The organism is Sulfurospirillum arcachonense DSM 9755 (genome assembly GCF_000597725.1).
Classification (GTDB): Bacteria; Campylobacterota; Campylobacteria; order Campylobacterales; family Sulfurospirillaceae; genus Sulfurospirillum_A; species Sulfurospirillum_A arcachonense.
Map to the genome: position 1 here is coordinate 132,544 of NZ_JFBL01000006.1, position 17,078 is coordinate 149,621.

A 17,078-nucleotide genomic window follows, 5' to 3' on the forward strand; every position below is an offset into this window, starting at 1 on the left:
GCATGTACTTACTAATTTTATTTTTACTTATACTCGCTTTTGGTGTTTTTGAAGCACCCATATATTTTTACTCAATAGTTATATTTAGCTACTTACTTATATCAAACTCTTGGGTATTACTCAGTCTATTTGTGCTTTTACATGTAGTCCTTATAAACTCAGATATAAGAAAAAAGTTTTTGACACGTCCTTTGATGAACCTCATAGAAAATCTCAAACTTTTGCCAAAAATATCTGACACAGAAAAAACAGCTCTTTTAGCTGGTACTACTTGGATTGAAGCAGATTTTTTCAAAGGAAAAATAGATTTTAAAGAGATATACTCTCATATTTTTAGAAATTTAAGTGAAGAAGAAAAATCCTTTATTGACAATGAAGTAGAAGAACTTTGTAACATTACAAATGACTGGGAGATTTTTCAAAACAAAGACTTAAGTCCTAAAATATGGAAATTCTTAAAAGAGAAAAAATTCTTAGGTATGATAATCCCCAAAGAGCATGGTGGACTTGGATTTAGTGCTCTTGGTCATAGTATGGTTATAGAGAAATTAGTTTCTCGCTCACAAGTCTTAGCTATTACTACTATGGTACCAAACTCACTTGGACCGGCTGAGCTTATCATGCATTATGGTACAGATTTGCAAAAAGAGCACTATCTTCCTCGTTTAGCAAATGGTACTGATGTGCCTTGTTTTGCTCTAACTGAGCCAGAAGCGGGAAGTGATGCTACTTCTATTCAGGCAAATGGTATACTTTTTAAAAATGAACATGGTGAAGTAAAAATCCGTCTTAATTTTCAAAAACGCTACATTACTTTAGCACATATCGCAACTCTTATTGGTATTGCTTTTCACTTAAAAGACCCTGAGCATATCTTAGGAGAAGATACAGAGTTAGGCATAACTTTTGCAGTTATTGATGCTAAAACAAAGGGAATAGATCAAAGTCAAAGACATGACCCTCTTGGTGTTCCTTTTGTGAATTCTCCTTTATGGGGAAAAGATGTCATTATAGATATTGACAATATTATTGGCTCATATGATGGTATTGGAGAAGGCTGGAAAATGCTCACTGCTTCACTCGCAGTAGGACGTGGAATCTCACTACCATCAACAAGTAGTGGTGCTTCAAAACTTGCACTAAAAACCGTTGTAAACTATGCAAATGTAAGAGAACAGTTTGGACTAGGGATTGGAAAGTTTGAAGGGATAAAAGAGCCTATTGCCTCAATGGCGGCTTTAACATACTTACAAATTGCTTCAAAAAAATATGTGCTTGACGCTTTAGATACAGGAGTTAAACCAGCTGTTATAAACTCTATCATGAAGTATCACTCTACTGAAAATGCCCGTATAGTTTTAAATCATGCTATGGATGTTGTAGGAGGTGCTGGCATAATTAAAGGACCTAAAAATCTTTTAGCAAATCTTTATATTGGTATACCAGTATCTATCACAGTGGAGGGAGCAAACATCCTAACAAGAAACCTGATGCAGTTTGGACAAGGGCTTATAAGATGTCATCCTTATCTCTATAAAGAGTTTGATGCCTTAGAAAACAGAGATATAGAAGCTTTTGATGAGTCATTTTTCTCTCATTTAAAACTTATCTTTACAAACTCAATCAAAGCAATGGGTCTATTTTTTACAAGAGCTTACATAGCTCCAAAATGCAATTCTGGGATTATAGGAAGATATGAGCAAAAACTCGCTTGGTCTAGCTCTGTTTTTGCACTTTTAAGTGAAGTTGTACTTGGTCTTTTTGGAGGTGACATAAAAAGAAAAGAAAACTTGAGTGCTTTATTTGCTGACTCTCTTTCTTGGTTGTATCTAGGAACTGCCTCACTAAGAGAGTATTATCACAATCCAAGTGAGCAAAATTTGAAGTTTAGTTCTTTTACATGTAAACTAGCTTTATCCAAAATCCAATACTCATTTGAGCAAATACTTTTGAACCTTTTAGAAAACAAAGCATTGAAAATATTTACTTTTCCATTTTTCTTAGCACTAAGACTCAATCCTATTAGCGTAGCCCCAAGTCATAAAGAGGCAAGAGAGTTAGTTGATTTACTTTCAAATGATACTGACTACTTAGATAAAATGTGTGATTCTATCTATACTCCAAAAGATGAGAATGACCAGTTAAATATCATCACAAAAGCTGCACAACTCATGAAAGAGACAAAAGAGTTAAGAGAAAAAATAAAAGTAGCCCTTAAAAATGGTAAGTTAGAACAAAAAGAGTATTCATTACTCCTTGATGATGCAATAAATATCAGCATTATAAAAGAAGAAGACAAAGAGTTACTCCTTACATGTAACCAAGTAAGAGTTGAAGCTATAAGTGTTGATTCTTTTAATGCAAAGAGTTATAAAGAAGCAAGGTAAGGTTATGAATACTGGTGCTTATAACTTAATGAAATATGTATTGGATATCGTTGAGAAGATAACTGATGCAAATATCACTATCAAAGGATTAGAAAAGATTCCAACAAAACATCCTATTTTGTTTGTGGCAAACCACTTTACAAGGATGGAAACTTTTATCATTCCTTATATTTTATATAAAAAAATGGATATTGCAGTAAGAGCAGTTGCTGATGATAGCCTTTTTATTAGCTATTTTGGCGCCTTTTTAGACAAAATGGGTATAGTTCCTGTAGGTCATAAAGATAGAAATAGCATTATCATCTCTGATTTACTTAGTGGTAAAAACAATTGGCTCATATTTCCTGAGGGCAATATGGTGAAAAATAAACGTATCATAAAAAGGCATGGTCACTACTTTAGTAAAAACTCTAAAGATATAATCACAAGAGTTCATTCTGGGGCTGCATTTTTTGCACTTCAAGCCCAAACTATAAGAGATGAATTCCAAAATGCACCTGAGAGTGAAAAAGAAAAAATCAAAGAAAAATATAATATAGAAGATGATATTCTCTTGCGTGATGTCGTTATTGTTCCACTCAATATTAGCTATATTCCTTTGCACCCTAAAGAAAATTTTATAGCAAAAACAGCAAGACAATTTGTAGCAGATATGTCCCCTAGAATCATGGAAGAGTTAAAAGTCGAAGGTGAATTATTACTTGATTCACAAATGATTATCAATGTAGGTAAACCAGAGTTTATGGAGCCTCATGTTCTTGGCAATGGTGGAGAAATTCAAAAATGTACTCGAGTAGACATTACAGATAAAATCATGCATCAAGTATATAAAAACATCACTTTTCAGTTTGACCACTTTTTTGCACTTATACTTGAAACATTCCCTCATGAAACTATAAGAAGGACTCATTTGACGCGTCTTTTATACTCTCTTATAGATAAGTTAAAACACCTAGATTATCATTTTGATGAAAACTTACTCTGTGGTTATCTAAACCTTATCGCAGATGAGATTTATCAACCTTTTGAAGATGCAGTTGAGTTGGCTTTAAATCAAAAAGTTATATCAGAAATAAAAACAAAAAATTTTGATGGATATAAAATCAATAAAAATGAGCTCAATAATTTGGGTGACTTTCACATGATACGCCTTGATAATACATTTAAAGTTCTTATCAATGAACTCCAACTTTACGACACTTTTAGAAAAGAAGCACAACCCTATATAGAAAAGGATGAATCAACACTTTCAAATGAACTTTTTATGCATATGATTAAAGATGAAGAGATTCGATTTGAAATGGATTATGAAAAATTTAAAAACAGCGAAGGAGTAAAAGATAAAGATGTAGGTAAACCTTACTTTTTAGATGCCTGTAAAAGTGGTTTTTGTGGCAATAGAATAGGAGTTGTGTTTTCTCATGGGTACTCTTCTTCGCCAGCCGAAGTAAGAGAAGCTTCTGAGTTTTTACAAAACTATGGTATTGATGTGTATGCTCTTAGACTCAATGGTCATGGAACAGCTCCTGAGAATATGAAAGAGTGTGACTGGGAAGACTGGTATGGAGCATTTAGTAAAGCCTATGCAATTTTATCTTTAAGATGTGAACATATCTTTTTGACTGGATTTTCTACAGGAGGTCTTTTAGCCCTTTTAGCTGCTTCAAGAAAAAAATCTAAAATAGATGGTGTAATTTGCATCAATGCAGCTTTAAAACTTAATGATATAAGAATGAATTATATACTTCCAGCAGTTACATTTTGGAATGATTTAGTAAGTGGTGTTTTACAAAAAGAGTTTGTCGAAAACAAACCTGCATATCCAAAATTTAACTATGAAAAGTACTATTTAAAATCGATTAAAGAGTTAAATAAACTTATGGATATAACAAATGATGATTTGCCAAAAATAAAGCTTCCAGCACTCATTATTCAAGCTACTCATGATCCAGTTGTAAACCCAGATGCTGCACAAACCATACTTTCAGATATAAATTCTAGCTATAAATCTCTAATATATTTAGATTTAGATAAACATGTTATAGTACAAGGAGAAGGAAAGGAACTTCTTTTTAATGAAATTCTATCTTTTATCAAAAAAAATCGTGACATAGTTGATTGGAATAATAGTATAAAACAATCAAAATAAACTTTTTTATACAATCATCTTGGAATAACAATGCTAAAACACGCTCCTTCTTTCATATTGTAAACTGATAATTTTCCTTTCATATGTTTTTCTATGACTATTTTACTCATATAAAGGCCTAATCCTGCTCCATCTAATTCATTTTTGGTCGTAAAATATGGGTTAAAAATATCATTTAAAATAGCTTCTTTTATACCACCTGCATTATCACAGACTTCTATGAGTATATTGTTTGTATCTTCTTTAGTTGATAGAACGATTATTTTTTTCTCTTTTTGATTTGCTATTAAAGCTTCTTTTGCATTATTTATCAAATTAAGTAAAACTTGCATTAACTGTTGTTTATGAGTAGCAATAGAAAGATCACATTGATGATCAGTGATTAACTTTATATCATTACTTTTAAGGTTTAAATTTATAATATCTTTTGTGTCTTCTACAAGAGTTTTAATCAAAATTTCTTCTTTTTCTTTTGTAGAACTAAAATAATTTTTAAAATTATTTATTATTTGAGAAAGACTTGAAGATTCGTTTTTAATAGAATTGAGATTTTCAGTAAAACTTTCATCTTCTAAACAATCTAATTCTTTATCTAGTAAAATATTATCTGCACTCATAGAAATTACACTCAAAGGTTGTCTCCATTGATGTGCAATCATATTTAACATCTCACCCATAGCAACATTACGTGATTGAGCAACCATAATTTCATCTTTTCGTTGCAATTCTTCTGTTGAAACATGTACAAGGTGTGATAATGCTTGGATTGTTGTGCTTACATTTTTTAGAGTCTTAAAAGTAATCTCTTTAGTATTGCAAACATCTAATTCACTCAAAACTAAAATAGTCGTACTTTGATTTAGTAACTCCTTATATCCTTTCGTGCTAAAAAACTCACCATTAGTATAAAAACCACTTGTAGGTGCTATTTGATTATAAATAATCGTTTCATTTTCGATTTGTTCAGGCATAAATCTTCTTCTTGCCATACAAGAATAGATAAATATACTCTCAACTGGCTGATTATAAAGTTTATCAATATGAGATTGTGTTTTCCCAAGTATTTCATTGGCATTTCCATAACCAAATCTCACTTCATCCATATCCTGAAGATTTCCTGCAAAAAGCAAAGAACCATCATCATTTTTACCAATTACTGCTCTGGCAATTTGTATACCATTTTTTTCTAAAATCAAAGGAAATTCAATACCAATATTTGGTAACTGTTCACTTATATCATCTCCTAGATAGTAACCATAAGTTTCTACTGCTGTTTTGTTATCTATCGTATAAACTCTGTTTTTATCTGCCTTTGTAATTTTGAGTTTTTGCCCAATGGGAAGCCAGTTAAAACTATAATCTGTCATTACTTTTAAATCAGAATTGCTTAAAGATACTCCTACAACTCCATTGGTGTAGATTGTATCTTTTGTAAAAACATATGTTTTTGTAAATGTTGCATTATCTCCGGCAAGTCCACCAGCTACAATAATTTCATTATTGATTGAGCTTATACCGTTGAGATACTCTTCACCATTGCCTAAAAGACCATCGATAAAAGATATGATTACCTTACTATCTTCTTCAATAATATTTGTTGCTAAATCCTGTCCAGCTTGAAAATAGTTTTCAAACTCATTAGAGATATATGTTTTTAAGGATGTATTTTCAAATGTAGTAAAACTTATAACTGTAGTATCTATAGATACTTGACCATCTTTGATTTCGCCATCTGTCGTTGCACCTACTAAAGAAGCTAAGGGGAAATTTTCTAAAAAAAAGGTTGTTAAATCCTTGATAAAATCAAAATCATTTTTACCTGAAAAAACTTGAATTAAAAGCTTTGAAGAATCACTAATACTTTCTTCTTCTAGAAAACTACTAAGACTCTCAGGGGAAGTATAATAAGCATTTATTGTTTTCATGAATACTCCTTGTATAGATGATACTTAATACATTATTAATTAAAGTTAAAATTTTTTATTAATAAATAATTAAAAAATAATTATGTCCAAAATCTAAACAAAATATATAATTAAGAACTAATCTTCCCCCTAGGATTTATAATATCAAAGTTCAATAATAGTTAGTTTATTACCTAACATTTGTGGTAAATACAGCTTATTGGATTTCTCATCAATCCAAAAATCAGCAGATCCCATAAATGGAGTAAGCTTTAGAACAGACTCTTCTTTTGTTTTTAAATCATATAGCCTAACAATCCCTGATTTTTTAAAGCTCACCCAGTCACTCACATAAATTTTATTTTTCACCTTTTGAACTCCATCTAATATACCCTCAAAAGTCGAAAGTTCAGTTATTTGGTTATGATTTTTTATATCTATTTTGTATAAACGTCCTTTCCCATCTAACATACTTTCTTTTTTACTTCCAAGTTTTACAGCATATAATATACCATGGTCATAATTAAGCCCATTGGCTACAGAAAAATCAACTACTTTTTTATAGCTTTTATTTTCGATGTCAACTTCATATATTGCCCCAACATCTGTCGCACTGACAAAAAAACTATGGTTATCTTTTATGGATATGTCATTTAAAAAACCAACATTATCAAATTTTAAAGAGAAGACCTCTTTTTTTGTTTTTCTATCAAACCCTTTTACACTATCTATATCTGTCACAAAGAGTGTGTTTTTAATGATTCCCATACCTTTTGGAGCATCTAGTCCATCGATAAAATGTAACTCTTTTATCTTACCATTTAAATCTAGTTTTGAAATGAATCCATCACCATCTTTTGCTGTTGCATTTAACTCTTTACCTACATTGCTCACATATACATCTTGATTTTTTACAATCACACTCTCTGGTGAACTAAAGCCATCAATAGTAACACTATTTGCAAAACCAATTGTTGCTACTGCAAATACACATAAAATAGATTTTTTCATATACTTTCCTTATTGTTTTTAAAAGTATATCAATTACTATTAGGATTTGTTTATCTGTAAGGATTTATTATTTATCTATAAAGCTAGGATTGTTTCCAAACTCTTTGGTATAAAGTCTGGTAAAATGAGCATGAGTTTTAAACCCAACAGTATGAGCGGCTAGTCCAACTTCATAACCCAATTCTTGAATAAGAAACTTGCCCTTCTCTAATCTTTTTTTCAAAATCCATTTCATAGGAGTTTCTTTATATATAGCCTTAAATTCATTTTTAAAAGCACTAAGACTTCTACCACTTAGTTTAGCATACTCTGCTATTGTCAAATCTTTTTCATAATTATTTTCCATAAAACTTTTCAAATCACTTTTGTCTAAAATAGAAGTTTGAAAAAACCTTATGATATTTTGTCTGGCTTTACTACCTAAAAGCAACAACATCAGCTCTTTTAGTTTTAAAGTAAGAAGTTCATCTGTGAAAGTAGGTTTATTATCTAAATAGAGTTTTAAAGAGTCTACACTATTTTGTAAAAATGAATCCACTTTGAATTTTAATAGATTTTGTGTGTTATGTATCTTATTAGAGTTAAATTTAAAAGGAAGTTCTGAAATAAGTTGTTTAGTAAGCTGTTGTTCAAAAAAAATCAACAAACACATATACTCTTCATCCCCAACTACTTCACTCATAACATATTCACCTTTAGTTATCAAAAATGCTTCCCCTGCTTTTATCTCAACATCTCCATCTTTTGTATGTAATACCTTTGTACCTTTATAAACGATATTTAGAAGATTACAAGGGATAATAGAAGTGTTTTTATAAGTAGTTTCTAAGGTGCAAAACTTTGCTAAGGTAATACCTTTGCTGATTATAGTATCGTTTGCATGATGATTTTTTAAATACTCTATAGCGTTCATATTTACCTCATATAAAAAAGTGTCAAGTATAAACTCTCAACTTTTTGACTTCTTTTACCACGTAATTCTAACAAAATATTCTTTACATGTAGACAGAATTTGATTAATAAAGTACCCTACTCTTTTTTTGTTACCAAAGAAAGATTATTTAAATCATATTTTTGAAGAGTATCCAAAACTTTTACTACTCTTTCATAAACAACACCTTTATCAATTCTTACGATGATATTGTGTTTCTTCTCATGAATCTCATTTAGTTTTGCATCCAATTGCTCAAAAGTGACTTCTTTTCCATAAATAGCTACTTTTTCTTTATTGATTTCAATAGATATTTCTTTGGGTTGTATTTCTAATTCTTGAGCTGATGATGTAGGTAAGTCAAGAACTAATGCTAACTCCTCTTTTTTAAAAACAGAAGATACTATAAAAAATATCAACAATATAAAAACAACATCAATTAAAGGTGTTATATCAGGGGTAATTATCTCTCTTCTAACTCTCATAATTTAGCTATAACTCTCTCTTCTATTGTATGCTCCAATCTATCTATGAAACCTATGAGATAGTTATAACCTACATAGTGAGGTATTGCTACAATAAGTCCAGCCACAGTAGTGATAAGAGCAATTGAAATGCCTGTTGAAAATATAGTAGGATCCCCTAATCCAGCTTTTGAAATAGAATCAAAAGAGTTTAAAACACCCACAACAGTCCCTAGCAATCCTATTAGTGGGGCAGTAGATGCTATTATCTTTACTGTATTTAATCCACTTTCTAGCTTATGGACATATTTATCTAAAGCATTTTGAAAAGTTTTATTTTCATACTTATCATTATAACTCTTAACCATCTTTATAATATTTTGTGCGACTGACTCTTTATTGAACTTCGCGACTGTTATGATGACTAACTTCCAAAGCATTATTGAATAACCTATAACATTTAAAGCAATTAAAATATAGACTATTATGCCACCTCTATTTATATACTCTAGTAACTCAACCATTATCATATAATCTCCTCTATATATTCACTATTGAATATTTTATTGGTATTTCAATAGCCCATCTATTTTTTTCCAACTCATTTGGTATTGAATCAAACTTATTAATTTTTTTAAGTAACTTCACCGCAGCCATATTTAATCTTTTAAAAGAGCTACGATTTTTGATATTGACCCTCTTGATAGACCCGTCTTTTAAAATCTCAAAAGATACTACTACCTCTCCTTGTTGCTTTAATCGCTTAGCTCTTTTAGGATATATCTTATTTTTTTCGATGAGATGTCTTAACCGCAAAAGATATTCATTTTCTATCATATTTTTTGTTGCATTACTGACTACTAATCTCTTTTTAACAATAGGAGTAATTTTTCTTGTAACTGTTGGTGTTAGTTTAGGAGTAATTTTTTTAATTACTTTTTGTACCTTCTCAACTCTCTTTATAGGTATTTTCTTTGTTTTTTTTACTATTTTTTTAGGTACTTTTCTTTTTGCTTTTTTTACAATCTTTTTGACTTTTTTAGTTTTAACAACTTTTTTAACTTCTTTTTTTATCTCTTTTTTGGGTTCTATTTTTTTATGCACTTTTTTTTGTAAGCTTACTTTTCTTACAGATATAGATGTAGCTGTATTTTTTTGTGCTACTACTGTTTTTTTATCTTCAAATTTAAAAAGAGTAAACAATGCAAAATGACCAAACAATATAAAAATAAATGATAATAATAGTATGATTTTAGTAAACATAATCGAATTCTACTTTAATAATGATAATAATTATCTTAATTAACTTTTACTTTATAACCTAATTCATAAATATTTTCTATTAGGTTGGTTTTTAATTTGGTTTTTATCCTATATACTAAAGTACGCAGTTTTCCTACATCATAATAGTTTTCTCTCCAAATAAAATTACTTATCTGCTCAAAACTAATAGGCTCTCCAGGAGTTTGCGTCAATATATCAAAGAGTTTTGTTTCATTGCCTGTAAGCTTTATTGGTATATTGTCTTTATATAAAATTTTTTTCGCTCGATTAAAACTAAACCCATCTATAAACATTAGCTGTTTTTCAACAAAAGTTTTTTCAATTACATCTGTATTTTTAAAAAAATAATTATGTTTATACAAAGCTATATCAATAGTAACTTTTAATTCGTCATTTTTAATAGGTTTTATGAGATAACCATAAGGTTCACTAAGCATTGCACTTTTTATAGTTTTACTATCACTACATGATGTAACAAAAACAATAGGAATCTTATAATAATTCCATATTTTTTTTGCTGCATCAACTCCTGTTTTTCTACCTTCTAGTTTTATATCCATCAAAATAATATCTGGTCTATTTTGGCTTGCATGTTCGACTGCTGCATCTGCACTTGTTTCTATACCTGTTACTTTATATCCATACTCTATTAAAGTATCTTTCATCTTATTTGCAATAGATATCTGATCTTCAACAATCAGTATCAAAGTGTTATTTCTACATAAATTTGAAATTTTTCTCAAAAAATAGCCTTTTGTGATTTATCTGTTATTTTACTTGGTTATGATACTCACTATCAAATTAAAACATGTTGAAATGAGTAAATAAATTTGTTTTATTTACTTTAAATCGTCATATACATAAAAGGAAATTTATGAATAAAAGTAATTTTTTATTAAGTTCAGTTGCAGCATTTACACTTCTTAATACTCAAGCTATTACTGCTGAAACAACATCTTTAGATGAAATCGATATCACTACAACAGAAGTTGAAGTTGTAAGCTCATCTATCAATCTAGGGCAAACTTCTATGGAAACAAAACAAGCAGATCATTTAAGTGATTTGTTTAGAGATATTCCTGGTGTTGATGTAGGAGGAAGTCATTCTATGAATAATAAAATAATTATTCGTGGAATTAAAGATGAAGACTTGTATATTACCATCGATGGGGCAAAACAGTCTAATACCGATATGTTTCACCACCAAGGTAGCTTAAAAATCAATCCAGATATCTTAAAAAAAGCATCAATTGAAGTTGGGGCAAATTCAGTGGTACACGGTGGATTAGGAGGTGCTATTGAATTTGAGACAAAAGAAGGAAAAGATTTTTTACAAAAAGATCAAAAAATTGGAGGAATGGTTTCTTCTACGTATAATAGCAACAAAAGTTTAGGTGGTTCATTAGCTGGATTTGGAAAAATCACTGATTATTCTGACTTTTTTGTTTATTATAATTATCTAGAAAATAAAAACTGGAAAACAGGTGATGGAACTACTGAAAAAGGTAGAGAAGGTACTTTGGATGATATACTTATAAAATATGGTATTGATATCAATGATGAACAAAGAATCTCCTTTTCTTATGACAAGATGGTTGATGAAGGAGATTATTTACCACGTCCAAACTTTAGTACAGCTACTAATGTATCATTAAATAGAGGAGATATTCACCCAACAAAATATGAAAGAGATACATATACGATAAAACATGAAATCAATAAAGGTGATGCTTTACAATTAAAAACATCTCTTTATTATAATAAAATGGATTTAACAAGAAAAGAGAGCAATACAAATCTAAGAGGTGATGTCTTAGAAGCTTTAGTAATTAATAAAGGGATTAATTCCAAAGCTCAATCAAATATTGAATCAGGAAATATTCTCAACACTTTAACTTATGGACTTTTATATGATATACAGACAAGTGAAGTAGATATTGATGGATCGGATTATGGTGATGATGAAAAAGCAACAACTATGGCAATTTTTCTTGAAGATGCAATTGACTTTGACAATGGATTCATTCTAACACCTGGCGTTAGATTTAATAACTATAATTTAGATGGAATTGCTGGAGATATTAAAGATAACAAATTAACTTACTCACTAGCTGCTGAGTATGAGCTTACTAACAATTTAACTTTATTAGCAAGTCATACAACACTCTTTAAAGGGGTTCCAATGCAAGAAGTATTTGCTTCTTATAGAACTTTTGTTGGAGAAAACTCAAATATAAAATCAGAAACTGGTGAAAATAATGAAATAGGCTTTAAGTATATTCAAGACGATATTCTAGGAGCAAATAACATTGGTTTTTCAGCAAAATACTTCAGAACTACAATTGACAATGATATAGGTTTTGATGATTCAAACAACTTAATAAACCAAGGTAAAACAGTAACAAAAGGTGTTGAAGCTAGTTTTGCATATAACTTAGAAAAACTCAACGCTTTATTGACCTTTTCTCATGCAGAATCTTTGGTTGAAGACACAGGCAACCCTATTGATGATGAAGTTGGGGATAATTTTTCTCTCAATCTAAAATATAGAGTATCTTCAGAACTAGAAGCATCATGGAAATCTATCTTAGTTCTTGAAGAAAATGATATTCCAGATGTAACTAAAAAAGGATATGACACTCATGATATTGCTTTAAAATACACACCAAAATCAGTAAAAGGACTAAAAGTTATTGCAGGAATTGACAACTTATTTGATAAGCATTATGCTTCTCACTCTTCGGTAAATAGAATAGTTAGAGGATCTGATGGTACAGATTATGAGCCTGGTAGAAACTTTAAACTCACACTATCATACAAGTACTAATGGTATAACATAACATGTTTAACACTATCAAAAATTCTCTTTATAAATCCCAGCCAAAAATTGGCTGGGTTCATGGTTTAATCATCTGTTTTGGTGCACTAGTATGTGCATATCTCACTATGATGTTAGTTTCTTTGTTGGTCCAAGGAGATTATGTTTATAAAATACTTCCTTCAATGATTTTAACACCCATAATAATTTCCTGTTATGGATTGTGGCTACTTTTTAGCCCAAGGATTATTGACTTATTAAAAAAAATAGTTTTTTGTTCAGTATTTATTTCGCTACTTCTTATCTTACTTATAAAGGTTGTTTAAATGCTCAATAAACTCAACTTACAATACCTCATAAAAGCACATACACAACTAGGTTTGTTTGCCGTTTTTTTCTTTTTTATATCTGCATTTTTTGGGACAATTATCCTTTTTCTTCCTCAAATACAAACATGGGAAAATCCTTCACGATATTTTGAATACAAAAAAGAGTATAATTATAAACTAGATGAAATAGTAAAAAGAACGATACAAGAAGAGAGTTATAATACTAAGTATATTGAGATAAAACTCCCCTCGTATAAAGACAATGTCATCTCAATCAATGACCAAACATCTAGAACAAAACATATAAATCCCTATACATCAAAGATGCTAGATACGACATTTGATAGCTCGTTTTTAAGCAAATTTTTTAACAATCTACACTCTGGAAGAAATATACCAAAGATAGGACAACAACTCATGGGTATTGCCTCTATACTCATCATATTTTTAACCATCAGTGGTGTGATTTTATATTTTAACAAACATAAAAAAAATCTCCAAAACTTTCATTTCAGGTGGCATAAAAATATCTCTTTGATTTTACTTCCTTATATACTTGTATTTTCTTTAACAGGTGCATTTTTAGGTTTTATGCTTCCTTTTTCAGCTCCTATTACATACAGTGCAAGTAAAGCAACATCATCGAGTACAGGAGCTTTAGTAAGACCTATTCTTTTTCCAAAAGATAAAATTCCTAAAAAAAGTAGCTCTTTTGAAGAGTTTCAAAGTATAGATACTTTAATGCAAAAAGCAAAAGAAGCATTGCCTCATCTTAAAGTAAGCAGTATAAAACTTTTACAATGGAATGATAAAAATGCACAAATCAAGTTTATTGGTCATTTAGATAACAATAAAATATTGACAGACAAATCTAATAAACTCCATGTACTATTAAACCCTATTGATGGGACAGTATTAGAAAAAAAAGATTTAAGTGACTCTCATATAGGCAATAAAATCTTATCCTCATTTTACTATTTTCACTTTATTAGAAATGAAACATTATTGGTCAGGGTATTGTACTTCTTTGCTTCAATGGGCTTTATTTTGTCTCTTGCTTTTGGATTTTTAATCTGGAGTGACAAAAAAGCAAAAAAACATGTTCAAAATGATGCGTATTACAATTTTACAGGTCGTTTTGCAATGGCTATCATGTTTGGAGTTATCCCCACATCAGCACTGATGCTCCTATCTTACTGGGCACTTCCTAGTGGACTTTTTGAAAAAGTTATTTGGATGAAAGGAGTTTTTTACTCATTTTGGGCATTTACTCTTTTACTGAGTGTTTATTATGAAGATATATTGGACTTGTTAAAATCTTTTGCATTATTGACCTCTATATTCCTGTTTTCAGCAATCATTGCACATATAATGGCAACAAAAACATATCTTATTGCTCTATTGAAAACCAATAGTATGCATCCTGTGATATGTTTTGATTTAGTTCTGCTAACTTTAAGTGTACTGTTTTTCTTATTTTATAAATACTCCTATAAAATAAAATTTCTAAGCAAATATTCAAGGAGCCATTATGCTTAAAATAAGAGTTATATTTTTATTGTTAATCTCAATGTTTTCTATTTTAGAAGCTCATAAAGTACCTGGCATGGTAGTTACAGCCGAAAAATTAGACAATAATAAGATGCATATAAAAGCTTTTTATAAAAAATCAAAAAGACCACTTATAGCAAATGAAGTCCGTCTCATCTCAATGCTCGATAACAGAGTCCTAAAAAAAGGAAATATTACTAGAAAAGGTATCATTATGGATATACCTAAAGAGTCATACTGGATATATGTAATAGTAAGAGATAATGACATCGTCACAGATGGAATCGCCCCAGATGGAGGCTTTGATAAAATAGTAAAAAAAGAGAAACTAGCCTTTTTATATACTAGTTTAGCAGCTATACTCTTTTTACTAATAAGTTTTTTTATAGGGTACCGCAGAAGTAAAGCATTTAAACAAACAGCTATTTAAATCTCATCTAAAATCTCAAGAACAAGGAACTTTATTGTTGTCCTTGTTCTTGGGATTCTTTATAATCAAATAGTCTTTACATGTAGATAAAATTTAATTGGTATTCTGTCCCCGGAATTTTAAATTTTATTAGTTTTTTAATTGTGCTAATTCTTCTAGTTGTACTAAATCTAGCTTGTCTTTAGCTCTATTTGAGGCTTTTTTATTTTTTATAATATCATTAATTTCCAGACTAAAAGCTTTTAGTTCATCAAACTCTACTAGTTGTCTATTTTTCCAAGCCTCAGTAAATTCCAAGCCATCTATATCTGTCAAAATATCTATACGATTTGGCTCAATTCCTATTTGTAAAACACTATTTTCCTCTAAAAAGTTGCTAGGCTCTATAGCAAAAGGAATACCAAATTCATCTAGTGCTTTAAAAATATTGTTTGCATTTTGCTCACTCTTTTCTATCCATAAGTCTATATAATAAGTACTTCTAGAGTAACCTACTTTTGACATAGCATATGCACCAGCAATCAAAAATTTTACATCGTATTTGTTAAATAGTTCTATAATATCTTTGTAGTCTTGGGTTAAATACATCTACTATTCTCTATCATAAAGTTTCATAAATCTACATATAGATTTATCTACATGTAAAGGTGCTACTTGTCCTGTTTGTTCTATCCAAGATTCTTGTGAAAGTTTTGCTAAAAGTTCCCATGATTGCTTAGCATCTAAAAAAGTATGAAAGCTATTGTGTTCACTAGAATGTAAACCAACTTTATTAACAGTTATTTTAGTTTTTCTCATAGCTGCTCTTTGCTCCATATTTTGCAAAACAATCTCCTAAGGTTTAAGTCTATATATACCACATTATAACATATATAGACAATAAAATTATTGATAACAAAAAGCTAAGATTTAAATTCTAAGGACTATAATCTTTTGTGTATCTAAGATATAAATTTACATTTTTTTAGTAGTAATTCTTTTTATTCTTGCCATTTTTATCTTCTATTATTAAGATAAAAAATCTTACAAAAATAAAAACTATTTTGATAAATATATTGCAACTTGAAATTTAATTGGTATTCTGTCCCCGGAATTCTGGTAATCAATAATTAAGTAAACTGTCCCTGGAACTCGAACTTTCGGAATTTTAATCCCTATTTACTAAATTAATCAAACGTAATATATAAACAATATAAGTAATTGTTAAAATTACATATGTTATTAACAGTAATAAAGAACCATTTATTTCATAAAGCATTTTAGTATAACCGAAACAACGCAACTCTATTATTATTAAAAGGAATAAGAGAATCCATGCAAATATTCTTTTTAAATTTATAATAAAATTTATATTTATATATAAAAAATAATACATTAATATACAAAAAACCATTAATATAGTTAACAACATTTTATTCCTTTAAATTTATTCTTTTAAATAACTTATTGTTTCATAAAAAGAATAATGAAAAGGGGACAGTTTCCACCTTTGAATCCCCTTAATTTCTAGTATTCTTACTATCTCAAGCCAATGCAAGATTATTCCATTTTTCATATCGATTATGGTCATACATTTCATTCTTTTTATAAAGAGAGAAAGTGATGGTAACTATCTTTCTCATAACAGCAATTTGAGCAGAAGTCGAATGTTTACCTCTTTCTTTAAGACGCTCATAAAAAAGCTTCATTTGTGGATTATGTTCTATTGAAGTAAGTGTTCCCATAAATAAAGTATTTCTAATAAGTCGTGAACCTTGTTTTGAAATCCTTGAACGTTTATGTACAGAGCTACCTGAGCTGACTTCGATAGGGTCAAGTCC

The 17,078-nt window shown here is 29.6% G+C and carries 16 protein-coding genes; 6 read left to right on the forward strand and 10 right to left on the reverse strand.

The features are described from left to right. Positions 1–2 precede the first annotated feature (2 nt). Positions 3–2,387: an acyl-CoA dehydrogenase gene (locus tag K354_RS0106540; protein ID WP_024954702.1), complete on the forward strand. Its 2,385-nt coding sequence runs from the start codon at positions 3–5 to the stop codon at positions 2,385–2,387. Positions 2,388–2,391: 4 nt separating this feature from the next. After that, positions 2,392–4,536, forward strand: a complete 2,145-nt coding sequence (locus K354_RS0106545; protein WP_024954703.1) for an alpha/beta fold hydrolase — start codon at positions 2,392–2,394, stop codon at positions 4,534–4,536. 14 nt (positions 4,537–4,550) lie between these two features. On the opposite strand, the gene K354_RS14670 is transcribed toward K354_RS0106545, so the two are convergent. The 7 genes from K354_RS14670 to K354_RS0106580 form a co-directional block, all read right to left on the reverse strand. Next, entirely contained in the window at positions 4,551–6,461 is a 1,911-nt protein-coding gene (locus K354_RS14670) for an FIST N-terminal domain-containing protein (protein ID WP_024954704.1), read from the reverse strand. A 144-nt stretch (positions 6,462–6,605) separates the two neighbouring features. After that, on the reverse strand, positions 6,606–7,451 hold the full coding sequence (locus K354_RS0106555; RefSeq protein ID WP_024954705.1) for a hypothetical protein: 846 nt from the start codon (positions 7,449–7,451) through the stop codon (positions 6,606–6,608). A 67-nt stretch (positions 7,452–7,518) separates the two neighbouring features. Next, on the reverse strand, positions 7,519–8,364 hold the full coding sequence (locus K354_RS14675) for an AraC family transcriptional regulator (RefSeq protein WP_024954706.1): 846 nt from the start codon (positions 8,362–8,364) through the stop codon (positions 7,519–7,521). 116 nt (positions 8,365–8,480) lie between these two features. Then, the gene (locus tag K354_RS0106565) at positions 8,481–8,867 is read right to left on the reverse strand and encodes an ExbD/TolR family protein (protein ID WP_024954707.1); all 387 of its coding nucleotides are present in this window, start codon (positions 8,865–8,867) and stop codon (positions 8,481–8,483) included. After that, on the reverse strand, positions 8,864–9,376 hold the full coding sequence (locus K354_RS0106570; protein ID WP_245600581.1) for a MotA/TolQ/ExbB proton channel family protein: 513 nt from the start codon (positions 9,374–9,376) through the stop codon (positions 8,864–8,866). Before K354_RS0106570 ends, K354_RS0106565 begins: the two co-directional genes overlap by 4 nt. 10 nt (positions 9,377–9,386) lie before the next feature. Beyond that, complete coding sequence (locus tag K354_RS14680; RefSeq protein ID WP_024954709.1) at positions 9,387–10,109, reverse strand: energy transducer TonB; 723 nt, start codon at positions 10,107–10,109, stop codon at positions 9,387–9,389. Positions 10,110–10,144: 35 nt separating this feature from the next. Continuing rightward, complete coding sequence (locus tag K354_RS0106580) at positions 10,145–10,873, reverse strand: response regulator (RefSeq protein ID WP_051505395.1); 729 nt, start codon at positions 10,871–10,873, stop codon at positions 10,145–10,147. A 131-nt stretch (positions 10,874–11,004) separates the two neighbouring features. Between K354_RS0106580 and K354_RS0106585 the strand changes: the two genes are divergently transcribed. From K354_RS0106585 to K354_RS0106595, 4 genes are read left to right on the forward strand one after another with little or no spacing between them, the layout of a single operon-like run. Continuing rightward, complete coding sequence (locus K354_RS0106585; protein ID WP_024954711.1) at positions 11,005–12,957, forward strand: TonB-dependent receptor domain-containing protein; 1,953 nt, start codon at positions 11,005–11,007, stop codon at positions 12,955–12,957. Positions 12,958–12,971: 14 nt separating this feature from the next. Continuing rightward, on the forward strand, positions 12,972–13,274 hold the full coding sequence (locus tag K354_RS14075) for a hypothetical protein (RefSeq protein WP_037940374.1): 303 nt from the start codon (positions 12,972–12,974) through the stop codon (positions 13,272–13,274). Next, a complete protein-coding gene (locus K354_RS0106590; protein ID WP_024954712.1) occupies positions 13,275–14,816 on the forward strand; it encodes a PepSY-associated TM helix domain-containing protein in 1,542 nt (513 codons plus the stop codon). It abuts the gene before it with no gap. Beyond that, a complete protein-coding gene (locus tag K354_RS0106595) occupies positions 14,809–15,258 on the forward strand; it encodes a hypothetical protein (RefSeq protein ID WP_024954713.1) in 450 nt (149 codons plus the stop codon). The genes K354_RS0106590 and K354_RS0106595 overlap by 8 nt, the downstream gene beginning before the upstream one ends. 129 nt (positions 15,259–15,387) lie before the next feature. Here K354_RS0106595 and K354_RS0106600 read toward each other — a convergent pair whose 3' ends face one another. The 3 genes from K354_RS0106600 to K354_RS0106610 all read right to left on the reverse strand — a co-directional run. Next, positions 15,388–15,846 (reverse strand): hypothetical protein, encoded by a 459-nt coding sequence (locus K354_RS0106600; protein ID WP_024954714.1) that lies wholly within the window; start codon positions 15,844–15,846, stop codon positions 15,388–15,390. Positions 15,847–15,849: 3 nt separating this feature from the next. Beyond that, complete coding sequence (locus tag K354_RS0106605) at positions 15,850–16,083, reverse strand: hypothetical protein (RefSeq protein ID WP_024954715.1); 234 nt, start codon at positions 16,081–16,083, stop codon at positions 15,850–15,852. Between the two features lie 698 nt (positions 16,084–16,781). Beyond that, positions 16,782–17,078, reverse strand: a 297-nt coding sequence (locus K354_RS0106610) for a transposase (RefSeq protein WP_024954716.1), incomplete at its 5' end; no start/stop codon positions are given.

What these genes read in the sequence shown, in the direction of transcription:
- K354_RS0106540 (WP_024954702.1), top strand. Translation starts at nt 3, where the DNA reads ATGTACTTACTAATTTTATTTTTACTTATACTCGCTTTTGGTGTTTTT.
- K354_RS0106545 (WP_024954703.1), top strand. Translation starts at nt 2,392, where the DNA reads ATGAATACTGGTGCTTATAACTTAATGAAATATGTATTGGATATCGTT.
- K354_RS14670 (WP_024954704.1), bottom strand. Translation starts at nt 6,461, where the DNA reads ATGAAAACAATAAATGCTTATTATACTTCCCCTGAGAGTCTTAGTAGT.
- K354_RS0106555 (WP_024954705.1), bottom strand. Translation starts at nt 7,451, where the DNA reads ATGAAAAAATCTATTTTATGTGTATTTGCAGTAGCAACAATTGGTTTT.
- K354_RS14675 (WP_024954706.1), bottom strand. Translation starts at nt 8,364, where the DNA reads ATGAACGCTATAGAGTATTTAAAAAATCATCATGCAAACGATACTATA.
- K354_RS0106565 (WP_024954707.1), bottom strand. Translation starts at nt 8,867, where the DNA reads ATGAGAGTTAGAAGAGAGATAATTACCCCTGATATAACACCTTTAATT.
- K354_RS0106570 (WP_245600581.1), bottom strand. Translation starts at nt 9,376, where the DNA reads ATGATAATGGTTGAGTTACTAGAGTATATAAATAGAGGTGGCATAATA.
- K354_RS14680 (WP_024954709.1), bottom strand. Translation starts at nt 10,109, where the DNA reads ATGTTTACTAAAATCATACTATTATTATCATTTATTTTTATATTGTTT.
- K354_RS0106585 (WP_024954711.1), top strand. Translation starts at nt 11,005, where the DNA reads ATGAATAAAAGTAATTTTTTATTAAGTTCAGTTGCAGCATTTACACTT.
- K354_RS14075 (WP_037940374.1), top strand. Translation starts at nt 12,972, where the DNA reads ATGTTTAACACTATCAAAAATTCTCTTTATAAATCCCAGCCAAAAATT.
- K354_RS0106590 (WP_024954712.1), top strand. Translation starts at nt 13,275, where the DNA reads ATGCTCAATAAACTCAACTTACAATACCTCATAAAAGCACATACACAA.
- K354_RS0106595 (WP_024954713.1), top strand. Translation starts at nt 14,809, where the DNA reads ATGCTTAAAATAAGAGTTATATTTTTATTGTTAATCTCAATGTTTTCT.
- K354_RS0106600 (WP_024954714.1), bottom strand. Translation starts at nt 15,846, where the DNA reads ATGTATTTAACCCAAGACTACAAAGATATTATAGAACTATTTAACAAA.